This is a genomic window from Dyadobacter sp. CY351, assembly GCF_021502625.1.
In the GTDB taxonomy this organism is placed as follows: Bacteria; Bacteroidota; Bacteroidia; order Cytophagales; family Spirosomataceae; genus Dyadobacter; species Dyadobacter chenhuakuii.
In genome coordinates, this window is sequence record NZ_JAKFFU010000004.1 from 518,373 (window position 1) to 535,285 (window position 16,913).

The 16,913-nt window shown below is 47.0% G+C and carries 13 protein-coding genes; 6 read left to right on the plus strand and 7 right to left on the minus strand.

Annotated elements, in window-relative coordinates; all coding sequences use genetic code 11:
- Positions 1-1,236: a DUF819 domain-containing protein gene (locus L0660_RS11365; RefSeq protein WP_235159561.1), complete on the minus strand. Its 1,236-nt coding sequence runs from the start codon at positions 1,234-1,236 to the stop codon at positions 1-3.
- Positions 1,237-1,411: 175 nt separating this feature from the next.
- On the opposite strand from L0660_RS11365, the gene L0660_RS11370 reads away from it, so the two are divergent.
- Both L0660_RS11370 and L0660_RS11375 read left to right on the plus strand, forming a co-directional pair.
- Positions 1,412-1,903 carry a (2Fe-2S)-binding protein gene (locus L0660_RS11370; protein ID WP_255699215.1) on the plus strand — a complete coding sequence of 164 codons (492 nt, stop codon included), beginning with the start codon at positions 1,412-1,414 and terminating at the stop codon, positions 1,901-1,903.
- 35 nt (positions 1,904-1,938) lie between these two features.
- Positions 1,939-4,101, plus strand: coding sequence for a molybdopterin cofactor-binding domain-containing protein (locus L0660_RS11375; protein WP_235159562.1), 2,163 nt, complete (start codon positions 1,939-1,941; stop codon positions 4,099-4,101).
- Positions 4,102-4,223: 122 nt separating this feature from the next.
- Here the strand turns inward: L0660_RS11375 and L0660_RS11380 are convergent, their stop codons facing one another.
- From L0660_RS11380 to L0660_RS11395, 4 genes are all read right to left on the minus strand, one after another.
- Positions 4,224-5,927 (minus strand): T9SS type A sorting domain-containing protein, encoded by a 1,704-nt coding sequence (locus tag L0660_RS11380; protein ID WP_235159563.1) that lies wholly within the window; start codon positions 5,925-5,927, stop codon positions 4,224-4,226.
- Positions 5,928-6,108: 181 nt separating this feature from the next.
- Positions 6,109-7,665 (minus strand): phosphatase PAP2 family protein, encoded by a 1,557-nt coding sequence (locus tag L0660_RS11385; protein ID WP_235159564.1) that lies wholly within the window; start codon positions 7,663-7,665, stop codon positions 6,109-6,111.
- Positions 7,666-7,667: 2 nt separating this feature from the next.
- Positions 7,668-8,591 carry a hypothetical protein gene (locus L0660_RS11390; protein WP_235159729.1) on the minus strand — a complete coding sequence of 308 codons (924 nt, stop codon included), beginning with the start codon at positions 8,589-8,591 and terminating at the stop codon, positions 7,668-7,670.
- Positions 8,592-8,734: 143 nt separating this feature from the next.
- Positions 8,735-9,286 carry a hypothetical protein gene (locus L0660_RS11395; protein ID WP_235159565.1) on the minus strand — a complete coding sequence of 184 codons (552 nt, stop codon included), beginning with the start codon at positions 9,284-9,286 and terminating at the stop codon, positions 8,735-8,737.
- Positions 9,287-9,431: 145 nt separating this feature from the next.
- Here L0660_RS11395 and L0660_RS11400 point away from each other — a divergent pair, with 145 nt between their 5' ends.
- Together L0660_RS11400 and L0660_RS26230 are read left to right on the plus strand one after the other, a co-directional pair.
- Positions 9,432-9,953 (plus strand): DinB family protein, encoded by a 522-nt coding sequence (locus tag L0660_RS11400; protein ID WP_235159566.1) that lies wholly within the window; start codon positions 9,432-9,434, stop codon positions 9,951-9,953.
- Positions 9,954-10,140: 187 nt separating this feature from the next.
- Complete coding sequence (locus L0660_RS26230) at positions 10,141-11,175, plus strand: Fic family protein (protein WP_235159567.1); 1,035 nt, start codon at positions 10,141-10,143, stop codon at positions 11,173-11,175.
- Positions 11,176-11,227: 52 nt separating this feature from the next.
- Here the strand turns inward: L0660_RS26230 and L0660_RS11410 are convergent, their stop codons facing one another.
- Together L0660_RS11410 and L0660_RS11415 are read right to left on the minus strand one after the other, a co-directional pair.
- Positions 11,228-13,243 (minus strand): thioredoxin domain-containing protein, encoded by a 2,016-nt coding sequence (locus tag L0660_RS11410; protein WP_235159568.1) that lies wholly within the window; start codon positions 13,241-13,243, stop codon positions 11,228-11,230.
- A gap of 11 nt (positions 13,244-13,254) precedes the next feature.
- A complete protein-coding gene (locus L0660_RS11415) occupies positions 13,255-14,829 on the minus strand; it encodes a T9SS type A sorting domain-containing protein (protein ID WP_235159569.1) in 1,575 nt (524 codons plus the stop codon).
- Between the two features lie 203 nt (positions 14,830-15,032).
- On the opposite strand from L0660_RS11415, the gene L0660_RS11420 reads away from it, so the two are divergent.
- The gene (locus tag L0660_RS11420; protein ID WP_026631566.1) at positions 15,033-15,497 is read left to right on the plus strand and encodes a hypothetical protein; all 465 of its coding nucleotides are present in this window, start codon (positions 15,033-15,035) and stop codon (positions 15,495-15,497) included.
- 83 nt (positions 15,498-15,580) lie between these two features.
- A complete protein-coding gene (locus L0660_RS11425; protein WP_235159570.1) occupies positions 15,581-16,894 on the plus strand; it encodes an MFS transporter in 1,314 nt (437 codons plus the stop codon).
- Positions 16,895-16,913: the final 19 nt, after the last annotated feature.

Below are 16,913 nucleotides of genomic sequence, written 5' to 3' on the forward strand. Positions count from 1 at the left end.
TCAGCCCTCACTGATCCATTGCATAACCAGCGCCGTCAGGTAACCCCCATATGTGCCAATCGCGTAGCCCAGAATCGCAAGCAAAACCCCGACGGTTGCCAGTGAGGGGTGAAAGGCAGCAGCCACCACAGACGCCGAAGCAGAACCGCCCACGTTCGCCTGACTTCCCACCGCCAGAAAAAAGAAAGGGATTTTAAGCCATTTGCAAACCAGCACCAAAATAATGGCATGCGTCAATATCCAGATCAGGCCAATAGCAAAAAGTCCCGGATTTCCTGCCACCGCACCCAGATCCATCTGCATTCCGATCGTGGCCACCAGCACATATAGGAACACCGAACCAAGCTTGGAGGCGCCCACATGTTCCAGTTTTCGGACAGGCGTCAGCGAAAGCGCGATGCCAATGAATGTAGCAATGGTTACCACCCAGAAAAAGGGCGAGGTAAGGCTGTATTTATCTAAAAAAGGATAGTTTTTGGATAGATAAGGCGTGATAATGTCTGCCAGAAAGTGGGCTGCTCCCGTGGCACCGAAGCCTGCTGCTCCCAGGAAAATATAATCCCGCATGGCAGGCGTGTTCTCGTTGGTTTTGTTTTGTATATCAAGATGTTGCTTTATCAGCTCAATGGGCCGGCTGTCAGCGCCGAGCCAGCGGTCGATCCTGGCGGCATTTCCTGCGCCGTAAATCAGAAATGCCATCCATAGCTCTGCAACAAGCACATCCACGGCCACCATTTGTGAAAACAGCGCGTCGCTGGGCTGAAAAACTTCCCTTAATGCAGTCTGGTTAGCCCCGCCGCCGATCCAACTTCCGGCAATGGTGGCAAGCCCGCGCCAAACCGCATCGGCGCCTTCGCCGGCAACAGTCTGCGGACTGATCAGCCCCACGATCCACAAAGCAAATGGCCCGCCCACCATGATCCCCAGCGTTCCTACCAGCATAGCAATCAACGCTTTTGGCCCTAACCGGCTCAATGAGCGCCAGTCCATGCCGATCGTAAAAAAGACAAGGCAAGCGGGAAGAAAATATTTGGAAATAACCGGATAAAGCTGCGAGGTCTGACCATTTACAATGCCAAACGAATTCAGCAGGCCGGGAATAAAATAGCAAAGCAACAGCGGTGGGACTACTGCATAAAACCGCTTCCAGGCAGCGTTACCATCGGAAGCTGTATAAAAAATAGCAGCTAAAATCAGCATTAACAAACCAAGAACAACTGCGTCGTTTGTAATCATAAATAGGGTCTGGGAAATGAAATCGGGTAAAATTAACGTTGTTTTTTGTCCCGACGAAAGTCATTTGTCCGCTTATCACGTAAAACGCTGGTTTTGCGAAATATAAATTTGAAAAAATTTCCTTTTTCGTAATTTAGATGGTCATTTTTGCGATTAATGTTAATAATATTTTACTATGGCGATATACAATTTATCACTGAATGGAAAGAAGGTAAAAGTTGATGTCGAGCCCGATATGCCTTTGCTATGGGTTGTCCGCGATTTTGCCGGGTTAAAAGGCACCAAGTTTGGCTGTGGAATGGCCCTGTGCGGAGCCTGCACGGTGCATCTGAACGGAGAGCCTACGCGCTCCTGCCAGCTGCCGGTTTCGGGCGTGGGTAAAAATGATAAGATCACCACTATCGAAGGCATCGGAGATGGCAAGATGAATGTGCTTCAAAAAGCCTGGATCGAAGAGCAGGTCCCGCAATGTGGTTACTGTCAGTCGGGCCAGATCATGTCTGCTGCGGCGCTGCTCAAATCCAAACCCAATCCAACTGATGCCGACATTGATGCGGCTATGAGCGGAAACCTATGCCGGTGCGGCACATATGATCGCATCAGGAAAGCCATTCACCGGGCTGCCGAGGAGATGAAAGTCTCGGAAAACGGCATTGGAAAGCGTTAACAGGCAACATTCAGTCAAAATTAGCTTTAAAGACATTGAAAAATATACAAACATCACGACGCGATTTCCTGAAAGCTTCGGGCATCACCACTTTCGGGCTTGCATTAGGCATTTCGGGATTTACCAGGGACGCATCTTTGAAAAAGATTACGCCTGCTGTGCTCCGCCTGGAAATCAATCCCTTCATTATCATTGACACCAACGGCAACATTACCCTTGTTAACCCAAGGCCTGATATGGGCCAGGGCTCAACGCAGGCCGTGCCGTCGCTTTTGGCCGAAGAGCTGGAAGTAAGCCTGGAAAAAGTGCTCATCGTGCAAAGTGACGGAATGGGCAAATATGGCAGCCAGACTTCGGGAGGCAGCAGTTCGGTGCGCGAACTATGGTTTCCGATCCGCAAAGCCGGGGCCGCAGCCAGGGAAATGCTTACAACCACTGCCGCCAAAAGGTGGAATGTGCCTGTTTCGGAATGCCACGCCGAAGATGCCAAGATCGTCCACAAGGCAACAGGCAAAAGCCTGACTTATGGTGAGCTGGCCGATGAAGCCTCCAAGCTAGAAATTCCTAAAAATCCCAAGCTTAAAGATGCCAGCGATTTCAAGATCATTGGTAAATACAATAAAAGACTCGATGTGCCCGAGCGCGTAAATGGCAAGGCGGTGTATGGCATCGACGTGGGTGTGCCGGGAATGGTGTATGCAAGCATTCTACATTCCCCCATGATCCACGGTAAAGTGGCTTCCATCGACGATACGGAAGCAAAAAAGATCAAGGGCGTTTTGCAGGTTATTAAAACCGAAAGGACCATGCCGCACCGCACTTCCGAAGCCGTAGCTGTGGTGGCCACCAATTACTGGGCGGCTCTGAAAGGCAAAAAGGCGTTGGTTGTAAAATGGGATAATGGTGATCTGGAAAAATCTTTAAGCACAGCCAATTATTTCGCAGCCACTTACGAGGCGGCCAAAAAAGAGGGCATTAACGCTGAGGAGAAAGGCGATTTTACTGCAAAATACACTTCTGCCCAGGAAAAGCTCGAAGCCAACTATGAAACGCCGTTTTTAGCACATGCACCCATAGAGCCTGAAAATGCAATAGCGCATGTCAAGGATGACGGAACAGTGGAAATTTGGGCGCCCGTGCAAGGGCCCGACTGGGCATTGCGGGATGTTTGCGGCTATATGAAAGTAAAACCTGAGCAGGTAAAAATCAATGTTACGCTGCTGGGAGGTGCATTCGGCCGGAAAGCATATCACGACTTTGTGCTGGAAGCCTGCCACATTTCGAAAGTGATCAAGAAACCTGTTAAGGTGGTCTGGACGCGGGAAGATGATATTTCGCAAGGCCCTTACCGGCCGGGAATGCTCAGTCATATGCAGGGTTTTGTAGAAAATGGCAAAATCACGGGTTTTCATCATCACGCCATTGGTGAATCCATTTCCGGTCAGGTTTTTGGTGGATTGAAAGAAACCGATGCAGATCCATGGCTAAGCGGCGAGCTGGCCACAGAGAACAATAAATATCGTTTCGACGGCGCTTCTAAGGTAAGCTGGACGCATGTCAAAACCGACATTCCGGTGGTGTGGTGGCGTTCTGTTTATGCGTCCAACTTCGGATGGGGGCAGGAATGCTTTGTAGATGAGCTCGCCCATCTGGCAAAAAAAGATCCTTTACAAGCCAGAATGGACATTCTTACTGATGACCGGTTTAAGAAAGTGCTTCAAACATTGGCTGAAAAAGCAAATTGGGAAGAAAAATTGCCTGACGGTTCAGGAAAAGGGCTTGCCATATTCAGCTCTTTCAGCAGCATTTCAGCTTGTTGCATCACAGTTTCCAGGAAAGACCAGGGAGTAAAGATTGATAAAGTGGTCTCTGTCATCGACTGCGGGCATTATGTAAACCCGGATAACGTGAAAGCGCAAACCGAAGGCAACATTGTCATGGGCATTACGGCCGCCATCAAAGACGGCATCACATTCACCAATGGCATCAGTGATCAAAACAATTTCCACCAATACAACATCCTGCGCCTCAACGAGATGCCCGCCATCGACATCCACATCATAGACAGCGGCGCAGCACCAGGCGGAGTAGGAGAGCCAGGCCTGCCACCCATCGCCCCGGCCTTGGGCAACGCCGTCTTCGCCGCCACCGGCAAACGCCTCCGCAAGCTCCCTTTTGATATCGGGAATCTGGGATAGGTAAGCGAAAGCCCCTTTTTCTAAAGAGCAATAAATATTAAGGTATTATTCGAATAACATTAAACGCCCGTAGCTAACCTCAGTCGGCTACGGGCGTTTATTTATTTATAGCTAACAAAAATTTAATAGATGGCAATGCTTTCAGTCTTCACTTCCCCTTCCTGCGTGGTAATTTGTACATGATATAGTCCGGTAGCTATTTTTTCGATTGATAACCCTTCATTGGGCACCTTTTTTGTTTCGAAAATAATTCTTCCATGTAAATCAGTAATGCTAAGCCAAGTGATATTACTGGCATTCTTTACAAACAGGAAGTCAGAAACAGGGTTTGGGTAAACGAATGTTGAAGCCTGATTCAGCTCGAATCGGAGCATATGCTTCTGGCTGTATGAATAGGTGCCATCGCGGTCAACCATTTTCAAGCGATAGTAATTAAGGCCATCGAGCGGGTGAATGTCCGCCCACTGGTAATTGACAAGCTGGGTACTTTCACCTTTTGCAGCATGTTCACCTATTTTCAACCAGGCTTTGGCATCGAGACTACGTTCAATTTCAAAAGTGGAGCTATTGCTTTCGTCTGTTGTTGTCCATTTTAGGATGGCTTGTTGATTTTCACCGGTTGCAGTAAAATGGGCCAGCCTTACCGGAAGGGACCCGCAAGAGCTTTGAACGGCTGCCTGGCTTTCACAACCAATGCCATTACCACTAATGCTGGCAGTACTTTGCCTGATAAAAATACAGACCGGCTCAATAGCGCACATGGTTAATTTTGGATTGTTAGTGATTGCCAATCCTCCGATAGCAAGCGAAGCCGAAATTCTCCCGGTTTCACTATTGCTCTGTTCACCAGCGCCCAAACCATCAAGGCTTTTCAACTCGGCATTTCCGGTAATCTGGATCCAGCCAATATCTGTAAGGTTATCGAGTCCTGACAAGTCGGTTAACAATGGGTTGTTCCTTATGATAAAATTTGTAGCAGAATTCAGATTGTTTAATCCGTTAAGACTGCCAAGACCTTTGCTGTCGCTGATAACCAGCCAATATACGTAACCAATACTTTGCAATCCCGTCAGATCAGTCAATAGATTATTATCACTAATATAAAGCTCACTCATAGATATGCTGGCGGGTAAACCAGAGAGGCTAGTCAGACTTTTGTTAGAACTCACGTGCATTTGGTAGGAAACGGAAGTTAAACTCGATAGTCCTGTTAAATCTTTCAAAAGATCATTTTCACCAATAAGTATGCGGCTCACATTGCTCAAATTGTCAAGGCCTTCCAGATTGACAAGACTCTTGTTGAGGCTTATCATCAAGACATCCGTGATTGTAGTCAGACTGGCTAGCCCATCGAGATTTTCTAACAGCGCGTTATCGGTAATGTAAAAGATTCTAGCGGTAGCCAGGTTATTTAATCCGGTCAGACTTGTCAGATTTTTGTGAAAACGAATGTGAATAGAACCTGAATTTGATGTTAATCCCTCTAAACCAGACAAATCGGTAAGAAGATCATTGTTATAGATCAGCAAATTCTTGGTGCTTGTTAGGTTTGCCAATTGTTTCAAATTTGGCAAAATCGTATTGTTTTGGATCGTAAGCGTACCATCGATCGTTTCAACGCCCGCTAAGGGTGCCAGATCAGTAATATCTGCGCCTGCAATAGAAATGTTTCCGATCACACTCGTGCATGATGCGTCAAAATTGTTGACAGCAGATTGTGAGTTCAAACGCAGTTCTGTAAAGCGGCACGTCCCTGCGAGCGCTTGTGTTGAGAGGGCAAAAATAAAAAAGCAAAATTGGGCTGAAATGAGTAGAACTGGTTTCATAATAGAATTTGTTTAAACAGTTGAGTAACATTTAATTATACAGATAAAATACTTCAAATACTACTTATGAGATATGGGAATTCTATTAAACGGCATGCATTGTTTTAATCGGACTAATATCAAAAAAACGTCCCGGCTACAAGGAAGGCCAGGACGTTTTTTAGTACACAAAACTATCTTTTTACTTCGCCCCGTCCGCTTTCGCTCTGGCGACGGCGTATTCGCCGATTTTGTGGCCAGATGCCAGACCTGCTTCGCAGTCGAAGCGGTAATGGATCAGTCCGTACATTCTGGATACAGAGGCTTCTTGTGCCATTTCGTCGATTTTCTTCTTTTCTTCCGGGAATATGTAGGCTAGCAATTCAGCCGCGGCGCCCGAGAAGGTGGAATGTCCGGATGTGTAAGACGGGAAGTTAGGTAAGCCCACAGAGGTTTTGATTTTGCTGTTCATCTGGTTTGGGCGCGGGTAGTAATAGAAATATTTCACGTCCCAGCAGCAGATGCCCGCATCCTGCAATGTTGTGCCCAAAAGCGCCAGCGTCCGGGCTGTGCGCACCTCGCTGTACGCATTTTTATGGCAAAGGTCAGCTGCTCTTCTGTGCCAATGACCAGGAGGCGTGTAACTTCCTACACCATCTGACCAGAAGCTGGCAATGCGCGCCTGTTCACGGGTTTGCTTTTTGGCGATTTGCAAAAGCTCATTGATATTTTCCTGATATTCAGCACTTCCGATCGTTGGCGGTGGGCCGGGACGTAATGTTTTTACAGTTGCTTTGTCAAAGTTCCAGGGCGTTACAAATCCGTATGTAGGAAGCATAGGCGGGCGGGCGGGCATCTCCTGGCTTACCCACGGCTCAGAAACGCCGAGTTTTTTAGCATTAGCGACCATTTCAGCTGTCGCTGCCTGATTGTTTGCCGTGCCCATACCATCCGTTTTTGCTCTTGCCATAACTTTGGCGCCTACCGCTTTTCCAAGTTCTGCACCAGCGGCAATATCGCTCTCCACATTCATACCAGCCCATAAACGGCTGTTTTTATGCTCTGCAAGTTTCTGTTCCAAGAATGGCACTTCCCCAGGAAACATGGCTTTCAAAACCAAAAACGAAGCTTCGGCCACAACCGCATCCTCGGAAGGATAGGAAGGAAGATCGGTAACCGGCAAAATAGCCTGCACGGAAGCGTCTGTTTTCGAAGGCGCCTTGCGGTTGTATTTGAACTTATAATTCCAGGCACTTACCAGCGCATCATACTGCGCAACGCTCAGGTAAGCCAGCGCGCGCGCCGTGTAAGGCGGGTTAGCGAATGGAAACTTAGGGTCAGCCAATGGGTTAGCCGGGTCAGGCAAAGGATATTTGCCGTCCTGGTTGGATGCAGGCGGGGTATTATAGCGGGCAGCCAGCTCACGGCCAATCTCATTCCAGCGAAAAGCAGCACCGGCTCCCCAGAAATTAACAATATCCCGCTGCTGCGGCGTGATTTTAGACATCGTCTCTTTTAATTTTTCAATTTCTGCTTTATACTCGGCCGACGCAGCATTCTTAGGCTCAGCTACTTCCACTTCGCTGGACGAAGTAAGCACGTAAGGTTTCCAGGTGCCTGCATCGGCATCCATACTGGAAGGGTTGTTAACCGAAGCCGTAGGCTCATCAATGGTTTTGGTACAGGAAGAAAACCCTAATGTGATCAGCAATCCGCACGCTATCAGCAGTCTGCTCTTTGATATATATTTTACTTTCATTGTTATTGATGCATGTTTGGGTTTTTGTCAGCTTTGATATACCGGAACTGGTACAGCACGCCAACAGAGAAAGATGTACTCTGGCCAACATTAGCTCCGTCTAAAACGTAAGCGGCCCGGGCATTAACGCCGATATTTTTCGGCTGAAATTTGGCATAAACCCCGCCCACAGTGCTTTTCATATTATTTGATGGAAAAGGCATATCGTTGCGGCGGATGTTGTCGCCGCCATCGCAGGCGCCGTATTCAGCGAAAACTTCTGCCTGGATAGCAGCTTTCTGATAGCCGATTCTGGCCGATGCATCAAAAGCATTGGGTACGCTTACCCGGTTGGTGCCGTGCAGCTTACCATCAGCCAGGTACGAATCGCGATCGATCTTAATGTTACTTCTAAAAATATAGCTTCCTGATGCAGTCAGGTAAATGCCTGTTGGCCGGTTCCAATATCTGGCCAGCAAACGGGCTGTTGCCGTCCTGCACTGGATGCCAATGGACATAGGCAGAAAGTCGGGAACGTAGTTGCCGATGGGAATAGAAGCCCCACCTATGGCGTGCAGAGAGAAGCCGGATTTGTTGATAAAACGATATTTAAGCCAAAGAGAGGCATCCTGGAATCCGTTTTGCCACATCAGGTTGCCCGCGCTCGCCTTGGTCCATACGTAAGGCACGCCTGCGATCACGTTCAGATTTTTGGTAACGCCTACGGCCAGCATCGCCATTGCATTCTGGGTTGTGTGGGTGCCAATGTTGAAATTTGGGCGTTTGAGGCTATTTTCCCAATATTTATCCCAAGAGCTGTGGCCATAAGAAAGAGCCAGGCAAGCCGTGTTTTTCGACATATAAATGGCGTCGTTGGGCATTTGCGCGAATGCTTTTCCTGTCACGCACAGCAGGATTATAAAAAGCAACAAGACCAGTTGCTTCATTTTCTGTAAAGAATGTTGCATTTGTTTTAATAAGGAATAATGCCGCGCCGGTGCGATCTCCAAAAATGACACAGCGTTTTTGCGGGCAATGGTATAAATGAAATAGATGGCTTGCGGCAGGAAGACGAATGATCCGCTAATATTCAGCTAAGCTCGGGAGGCGGGCTTGTTAGCTGAATGAAGTTGGCTGAATAGATATTTTTCGAATACAAGGCCGTCGACAAAGGCGCCTGTTCGGTAAATAACGCGGTTTGAAAGCTTATTTCATTGATGTTGGAAACGTAGTTTTTTAGCAGATGATCCACCATTTTCATGGCTTTGCTATACGGATCCTCAGGAAGTTTTGCATTGGGATCCGTCAGGATCTGCATGGCATTGGCTAATGCGAAAAAATCGTCCCTGGCCACCTGGTTGGATTTCAAAGTGACGTAAAGCGTGTCGTTTTGATGCAGGACATTGGTGGGATTGTAAAACTGGTCGTTTTGGCGGATAAGCCCCTGAGGCAGATCGGTAATTTGCAGATCGCCCGAATAGGGAAGTGACGGCAAATGCATTTTCACAACCACCGTTTCATCGTTTAAGGACGAGATGGGTGCTTGTAGGTGATGATTATCAAAGAAAAGTACAGCGAAAGTCAGCCCGAACGTGTTGTAGAGCAGCAGAACCAACAATCCGATTGGTAACAGTCTTTTCAATTTCCAGAGGATTTATATCCAAATGTAATCAAGTTAAGTGCAATTCTGCAAGTGTTGTTTAAAATACTATGGTGTCATATGGGCAGCAAAAGACATCCTGCGGATTTTTCTTATATTTTCGCCTAAAAAAAAGCGATTGCAGCCCATGAAAAAATCAATGATTAACCCAATGCCCCAGTTTTTTGACCGCTATATCAATCTGGTTGAAGACATTAACATTTTTGAAGCATTTGACCAATATGCACCTGACAAAGTTTATACTGACATCACAAAACTAGCCAGCCTTCAAGACCGGGCTTACGCCGAAGGAAAATGGAGCGTGAAGGATATTTTACAACACGTCATTGATAACGAGCGCATTATGTCCTACCGCGCCATGCGTTTTTCCCGAAACGACAAAACCACCCTGCCGGGCTACGACGAGGAGCTTCTGGCAGCAAACACGATCGCCTACCAACGCAGCGTTGAGAACCTGATGCAGGAATTCAATCAGGTAAGGCAGAGCACCATCTTACTTTACAAAGGCATGAATGATGAAATGATGCTCCGCTCGGGCTTTGCTTTCAAATCTGAAATTTCCGCGCTGGCCCTAGGCTTCGTCATCATCGGCCATCCCATCCACCACATGCGCGTGATCGAAGAGCGGTATTATCCGCTGCTGGGTTAGTGGGCGTCCAGTTTATAGGTCGTTACGATACAAATCCGACTTGAATACGGATCAGAATTACAAACAATTGATCCGTATCACGCATTCATTTGAGCTGTAAGATATTTACGGCTCAATTTTGATTTTATTACAGCTCATTTTTGTTTAGATTTGAGCTGTAATCAGATGTTAATGATGAGCTATAATAGTGGCAAGAATAGATTCTGAAATTTTATCCTTTGTTAGGGATCATCCCCTATGTTCATCTGTTGAGATACATAAGGCGGTTGGAAAGGGTTCTTTTGCAACAACCAAAAGAGCGATAGCAACATTGGTTGCAACCGGGCAACTACTTGCCTCGGGGCAGACTCGCGCTACAAGGTATACCATAAGTCCAGCCAACCAGCTGTTTAGTCACCTGGACATGGCAGTTTATTTTCAGCAGGAAATAGACCAGCGTAATATCCGGGAAGAATTCAATTTTCAGCTGATTAATGAGATATTGTCCAGTGTCAATCTGTTCACTACCGATGAAGCAAATTACTTGCGAGAATTACAGCAGGAGTTTCGCCGCAATGTAGATGATATGAGTTCCGCTGCCTATCATAAAGAGATGGAAAGGCTAGCGATTGATCTGAGTTGGAAATCATCACAAATTGAGGGAAATACTTATTCTCTGCTGGAAACCGAACGCTTGTTGAAGGACAAGGAAACGGCCGCAGGAAAACCTAAGGATGACGCGACCATGCTGCTAAATCATAAAGACGCGCTGAACTTCATCATCGAGAACCCTGACTACGTGGTTCCATTATCTATTGCACGCATAGAAGATATACATAGTCTGCTCATTAAGGACCTTGAAGTTGAACGCAACATCAGGAGGCGGCGTGTCGGTATTTCCGGTACGAATTATAAGCCGCTTGATAACGAACATCAGATCAGGGAAGCATTGGAAGATATGTGTCGGCTGATAAACCGCAAAGAAAATGTGTTTGAGAAATCGCTGCTGGCGTTGGTGTTGCTGTCCTATATTCAGGCGTTTAATGATGGAAACAAAAGAACAGCACGGATAGTAAGTAACGCAATACTGATTGCTCACCAATATTGCCCTATTTCTTTCAGAACTGTCGACGCAGTCGAATATAAAAAAGCGATGCTCATCTTTTACGAGCAAAATAATATCAGCGAGTTTAAGAAAATATTTATAGAGCAATTCAGATTCGCTGTGAAAACCTACTTTTAGATAAGCATATTTTTGTAAATGTTCTCACGGCGCTTTGACGCCAACATCCAGATCAAACCCCAGCCAGCTGATCAAGCGCTGATTCAACTTCCGTTACGGGCAGTTGGCAGGTTTTGTCGTAGCATACGTAGATTGCCGTTTTTCCGTTAATGTCGGTTCGGTTTTGGAGCAGGGGGAGATCGGAGCGGGTTGTGGTTCCCATGACGAGCTTGTTTGGAACGAAGAAGCGGTCGAAGTCTTTGCGCATTTCGTCTGCTTCCGGGCCTGCAATGATGATTTCGGCTGTTGGTGTGGCCCGGATGCAGTATAATGCGGCCCAGTTGGTGACCCATTGCACGTCGGCAAGCATCACTTTGCTCATTTTGGAGAGCATGGCATCTGAAATTTTGCTGTATTGATCATCATTCAGCATCATTCCGAGCAGATAGAGATTATGCGCCATAATCGAGTTGGAGGCCGGAATAACATTGTCAAATAGCTCTTTTTTACGGGTTATCAGTGTTTCACCCGAAATGTCGGTGAAATAAAAGAAACCTTCCAGCTCGTCGTAAAAGTTTTGGATAGTGTAATCAGCCAGGTTTTTAGCCAGCGTGATCCACTGCTCATCGAATGTGATCTGGTAAAGAGCCAGGTAAGCTTCGATGACCGCTGCGTAATCTTCCAGAAAGCCAGTTACTGTGGCCTGACCGCTTTTATAGCTATGCATAAGCCGGCTTTGCTTCATCATATTGTCCCGGATAAACACGCCCGCCGACACAGCAAGCGCCCGAATATTCTCATCTCCCAAAGCCCGGTAAGCATCCGCCAACCCTTTGATCAATAACCCATTCCAGGATGTAAGCGTCTTATCGTCCAGACCGGGCCGGATACGCTCTGCGCGCTTTTCGGCCAGTTTTCGAAGTGCCGCATTGTATTTGGTTTCAAGATCAACCACATCAAGCCGCAAAGCACTTGCTGTTTGCAAAACTGGCCGGGTTAAATGCAAATGATTGTGGCCCTCTTCCCAATTGCCATGATCGGAAACATTATAAAGCCTGGCAAACCATTCAAAGTCTTCACCCAGGGTTTGCTTCAGTTCTGCTTTTGTCCAGATATAAAATTTGCCTTCAACGCCTTCACTATCAGCATCTAGTGCCGAATAAAAGCCGCCTTGCTCGTTTCGCATTTCAGTCTGCAGCCATTGGATTGTGCTGTTAAGGCGATCGGCATAAAGTGGGTTTTGGGTAAGCGAATAGGCTTCGGCGTAAATGCTGAGCAGTTGCGCATTGTCATAAAGCATTTTTTCAAAATGGGGGATAAACCACTCGTCATCAACGGAGTATCTGGCCCAGCCTCCGCCAACGTGATCATATATCCCGCCCAATGCAATGCGGTTCAGCGATAATTCAAAATGGGCAAGCGCCTCCGGATTTTGGCTTATATCATAATAGCGCAACAAAAACTTGTAAATAGAAGGCATAGGAAACTTGGGCGCCCGGTCCATCCCGCCTTTTTCTGTATCAAAATTCCGCTGCAAATGTTCAAACATTGAATCGAGCTCGGCAGTTTGATAACCGTTGCTGCTGGCTATGAGGCCATACTTTTCTGTGTCCGATATCAGCATGTTCTGCACAAAACCTTCTGCCGAGCCAGCCAGCTCATCGTAATGTTTGTCAAATGCATTGTTAATGCTTTTCAGAAGCTGCACCCAGTTTTGCGGTGGCAGATAGGTAACCCCGTAGAAGGGCCGGGTATCCGGCAACAAGAAGACATTCAGTGGCCATCCGCCCCGCACGCCCATGGCTTGCACGGCGTCCATATACACAGCATCCACGTCGGGACGCTCCTCACGGTCCACCTTGATGCATACGAAATGCGCATTCATGACCTGGGCAATGTCCTCTTTTTCAAAACATTCCCGTTCCATCACATGGCACCAGTGGCAAGCCGAGTAGCCAATGCTGACCAGGATCGGCTTGTTCTCCGTTTTTGCTTTGCTTAATGCTTCGTCGCCCCAGGGATACCAGTCAACGGGGTTGTGTGCATGTTGGAGTAAATAGGGGCTGGTTTGCTGGCTCAGGCGGTTCATAGTTGTAAGTGCTATTGATGAATGACCACTTTTTTGGTAATGGTCCGGTTTTGGGTTACAAAGCGGGCAAAATATATGCCAGCAGATAACCGCGGCAAATCGATCCGCTCACGCGTTTCACCCGCGACGGCTTTGAGCTCCTTTGTGAGCACAACCTGACCTTTGGTATTCAGCAGGGAAAAAGCCACATTGGAAACACCATTCATGCCATTCAAAACAACATTCATTTCAAATGAGACGGGATTGGCATAAACATAAGCATCCGAAAGGATAGGCTCGGTGCCAGTGACCGTATCATTAAGATCAAACTTGCATAGAAAGACTTCTTTTCCTTTCAGCTTAATGTTTTTAAGCCACTTTTGATGCGAAACTACAATCTCGGTTTCGGCATTATCAGCCGCATAGGGGTTCTGGGCAGCGATGAGAATGTTGCTGCCTTTTACTACGCCGCGCCAGATCGGGTTTTGCCGCTCCATATGATCGCGCGCCGATTGCGGAATGACAAGCTCATATGTTCCCTCAAACATATCCTTGAAAGCCGAAAGCCGGTAAAGTCCGTAAATAAAGCGCTCATAAGGCTCGTAGTTTTCCTGGCGGCTGCCCGGAAAGCCGGGGTTTTCCCAGAGCCATAAGCCCTTTGCTCCCGAGAAAAAGGGGAAAATAGCAGTTGCTTCCGCCACAAATGGCGCAATCAGCGGCGTGTTGGGATCATAACTGTCATGAATGCGCATCCATACAAACGGAATGATGGGTTTATCGCTCCAAGCGCGGTTGGCCTCAATGTTAAAGAGCAGATAGGAAAGGTAATCCTTGCCGATCGGGTTATCGTAGCCGTAATAATAGTAAGGCGACGGTGTCAAAAACTGCTGCGCATCGTAAAAGCTGCCGCCGATTTTGCCAGCATTGTCCTGCACCAGATAATGTGTCCGCGCCGGGTTGGTAGTCCAGTCCTGCCAGCTGTTGGAAGTAATATTCAGCCAGGTGTTTCGCACGGGAACATCGCTGTAACTGCTCAGCGGAGCGGTAACACCCTTGGCCCTGAGCCTTTTGGCAGCTTCTGTATACCACCAGCGCATGTCTCTTTTATAAGTTGCCAGAAAGTCTGCATCCGGCAAGTTCCGGTAATTCTGCGGGATCTGGCTATTAGATTTTAAGGCGAGAATGTCGCGGTCTTCACGCTGCATGCGCTCGATGTCCATACAAATGAGATCGCTTCCTTTGGCTGTTTCGGCATAGTTATCCCAAAAACTGCGGTAAGCAGCTGTATCGTTTCCCCACGGGCTGCGCAGGGCATTGTCAGCCCAGGGCTGGTTGCCGCTCGATGTGGCAACGCCATACCAGATCAATGCGCGCTTGGCAACAGGCAATGTTGCCAGCTCCGATCCGCTGAATGTGGCAAGATGGCTAAATCCGTGTTTGAGTGGCTGCGACTGCGTATCGCCAAATCGCGTAGCATTGTAAACGATCGTAAAGGGCAGGGTGAATTCAGGGATTTTTCCCCATTCGATCGTGTTATTGGCCTTGACCGGATTTAGTATATAAGCGGGCTGGCAATCCTGCGCTAAAACAGCAACAGCTTGGGCCAAAAAACAAAATAAAGTGGTGTAAAAAACCCTCACATACATATTGGTAAAATGGATCATAAGAATTGACCAGACAAATTCGTTACTTTTGCAACATTGGAATTTGATTTTTTCCGCGAAACGCTTTCGGCGAATGGCTCAGATTTCAACATAGTAATGACAAAGTAAGAAAAGAAATTGCCTGGAACATAAAATATAAACCTGATATGAGACGATTACTGCTTATTGCCCCTCTTTTTCTGGCCCTATTTCTGGTGGCTTGTGATAAAGACAAAAAAGAGAACCCGGATCCAAACCCGCAGCTATCTGAAAAGGACAAGATCCTGATCAATTATCCATGGCGGATGTCGGACGTAACTGACCTGAACGGTAAAACCATCCCTTTGAATCTTTTGAACACGCAGACGCGCGCCATTAAGGAAGTAATGGACATTCAATTCCTTCAAAACAACGTTACCAAAGCCATTGACCAAGGCTCAAAGCAGGTTATCAACGGCGGGACGTGGTATTTGAAAAATGATGATAAAATGCTTGACATTAAGATTTCCGGATTTTCGGGCGAATTTGGTGTGGTGGAAATATCCAACAGCAAATTAAAGTTGAAAAGCAAAATGCCTGTTGACAAAGTTGAGCAGGAAACGATCATGGTTTTCGAGCCTGTGATCAAGTAAACAATTCACTTTTTGGTATAATTCAGTAAAAGCGGCCGGTTAAATCTGCCGCTTTTATTATTTTGTACCAAATTCAACCCTGAATGAAAAAGAACGACCCAACAATTATAAACGCCTGGTATATGTACGACTGGGCTAATTCGGTTCACGCCCTTGTTATCGTATCAAGCATTTTTCCCGTTTATTTCAGCGCCACTGCCTTAAAGGCTTCGGGAAACCTTTTCACTGATTTTTTTGGGTTTCAAATCAAAAGTTCGGTGCTGTTCACCTACACCGTTTCGGCCTCTTTTCTTATCACCGCGCTTCTAATCCCCTTATGCACTGCTGTCGCCGATTATAGTGGCAAGAAGAAAAGATTTATGAAGTTCTTCTGCTACCTGGGCGCTGTCAGTTGTATGCTGCTTTATTTTTTTACCAAAGACACCCTGGTGCCTTCCATCATCCTGTTTGCCCTGAGTCTGATCGGATGGAGCGGAAGCATTGTTTTTTACGATTCCTACCTGCCAGAAATAGCCACCGAAGACCGGTTTGATGCATATAGTGCCCGGGGCTTCTCTCTGGGTTACCTGGGAAGCGTGCTGCTGCTCTTGTTTAACCTGAGCATGATCTTAGCGCCCGGATTTTACGGCATTACCGACAAAGCGCTTCCTGCCCGGATTTCTTTTTTTACCGTCGGGCTTTGGTGGATACTTTTTGCCCAGATCCCATTTAAATATTTACCCGCCAATAAAGCCGCAAAGCAAAAGCCCGGAAACTGGATTTTCAATGGCTTTGCCGAGCTTAAAAAGGTGTATTTTAATTTGGGTCAACAGCCCTTTCTGGCCAAATTTCTCAGCGCTTTTTTCATTTACACCATGGGTCTGCGAACTGTAATGTACGTGGCAACGATCTTTGGGGCAACCGAGCTGAAACTGCCATCGCAGAGCCTGATCGTCACAGTTCTGCTGATTCAGATCGTGGGCATCATCGGCTCATTTGCATTCGCCTGGCTCTCGGGAAAAATCGGCAATATTTTCGCCCTGATGGTTGGCGTTTCGATCTGGATCGGAATTTGCACAGGGGCTTACTACACCACTGAGGCCATGGAATTCTATTTTGTCGCCTGCGCTGTCGGCATGGTGATGGGTGGAATACAATCCCTTTCGCGCTCGACCTACTCTAAGCTGATCCCCGAAAATATCACTGATACAGCCTCCTATTTTAGTTTTTATGACGTAACCGAAAAGCTCGCCATCGTCGTAGGCACATTCATCTATGGCACGGTCGAATACCTGACGGGAAGCATGCGTAACAGCATTCTGGCCCTTTTAGTGATTTTCGTTTTCGGACTGATCCTGCTTTCCCGAATCCCATCCAAAAAAGCTTATCATTACCAGGTCCAGGATCAAGATCGGTAATTAGCATGTTTGCAGAACC

Bases quoted from the DNA above. Each gene is read 5' to 3' on its own strand.
- L0660_RS11365 (WP_235159561.1), bottom strand. From the start codon at position 1,236: ATGATTACAAACGACGCAGTTGTTCTTGGTTTGTTAATGCTGATTTTA.
- L0660_RS11370 (WP_255699215.1), top strand. From the start codon at position 1,412: ATGGCGATATACAATTTATCACTGAATGGAAAGAAGGTAAAAGTTGAT.
- L0660_RS11380 (WP_235159563.1), bottom strand. From the start codon at position 5,927: ATGAAACCAGTTCTACTCATTTCAGCCCAATTTTGCTTTTTTATTTTT.
- L0660_RS11385 (WP_235159564.1), bottom strand. From the start codon at position 7,665: ATGAAAGTAAAATATATATCAAAGAGCAGACTGCTGATAGCGTGCGGA.
- L0660_RS11390 (WP_235159729.1), bottom strand. From the start codon at position 8,591: ATGAAGCAACTGGTCTTGTTGCTTTTTATAATCCTGCTGTGCGTGACA.
- L0660_RS11400 (WP_235159566.1), top strand. From the start codon at position 9,432: ATGAAAAAATCAATGATTAACCCAATGCCCCAGTTTTTTGACCGCTAT.
- L0660_RS11410 (WP_235159568.1), bottom strand. From the start codon at position 13,243: ATGAACCGCCTGAGCCAGCAAACCAGCCCCTATTTACTCCAACATGCA.
- L0660_RS11420 (WP_026631566.1), top strand. From the start codon at position 15,033: ATGAGACGATTACTGCTTATTGCCCCTCTTTTTCTGGCCCTATTTCTG.
- L0660_RS11425 (WP_235159570.1), top strand. From the start codon at position 15,581: ATGAAAAAGAACGACCCAACAATTATAAACGCCTGGTATATGTACGAC.